The organism is Phormidesmis priestleyi ULC007, assembly GCF_003003695.1.
GTDB classification, from domain to species: domain Bacteria; phylum Cyanobacteriota; class Cyanobacteriia; order Leptolyngbyales; family Leptolyngbyaceae; genus Phormidesmis_A; species Phormidesmis_A priestleyi_A.
In genome coordinates this window covers 1-911 of sequence record NZ_PVWG01000135.1, presented here as the reverse complement: position 1 = coordinate 911, position 911 = coordinate 1, and the positions used below count along the sequence as shown (strand labels likewise).

Here is a 911-nt window from a genome sequence, read left to right as displayed (position 1 = left end):
AGAGGCTGTTTGAAAAGTAATAAGCGGTCAAATTTTACGCCAATCGTCTCACCATGAGCCGAATCATGGCAAGGTAGACCAACGTCTCCGAAGTCTCTGGGAGCAATTCATGATCCCTAGCTAATCGCCGCGCTCCCATCAGCCACCCAAAGGTACGCTCCACGACCCAGCGCTTTTTGAGTAGCACAAAGCCTTTTGTCTGCTCAGGTCGCAGTACAACTGGACAATCCAATGACACACATTCATTACCCACTGCATGAAGGGCGCACCGTCAAAGCCGCCATCGACCCAAACGGTGTGCAGACGGGAAACCGCTTTATCCATCGTTTTTACGCGCTGGAGCACTTGTTTACCCCCTTGACGCTCCCCCACACTGGCTGCTCCAACCCAAATCCGCAGCACCAAGCCCAACGTGTCAACACAGACAAATCGTTTGCGCCCCTTGATCAATTTCCCACTGTCAAAGCCTACTGACTGATGCACCATTGCGGCACTTTTCACACTTTGACTGTCGAGGATGGCTTCGGATGGACTGGGGAAGCGGTCTTCTGCGACTCTCACCCAGTCTCGCAATCGGTCGTGAATGCGGATCCAAGTGCCATCTTTGCGCCAATTGCGGAAGTAGGTGTACACCGTTTGCCACACTGGAAACTCGCCAGGTAAGTCGCGCCACTTACAGCCTTGAACGACGACATAGAAAATGGCATTGAGCACTGCCCACATCTCGACTTCACGAGGACGACCACCAGGTTTAGCTGCTGGAAGCAGTGGCTCAATTAACTCGAACTGAGCTTGGCTCAGGTTACTGGAGTATGCTTTATTCATGGCTCTCTCGGTGCTGTACTTTACGTATTTACAGCTTATAACCGGAGAGCTTTTTTACTCACTGACTGACTTCTCAAACCGCCTCT

The 911-nt window shown here is 51.7% G+C and carries 1 pseudogene; it reads right to left on the bottom strand.

The features are described 5' to 3' along the window. Nucleotides 1-34: 34 nt before the first annotated feature. A pseudogene (locus tag C7B65_RS27030) lies at nt 35-825 on the bottom strand (IS5 family transposase). Between the last annotated feature and the right edge of the window lie 86 nt (nt 826-911).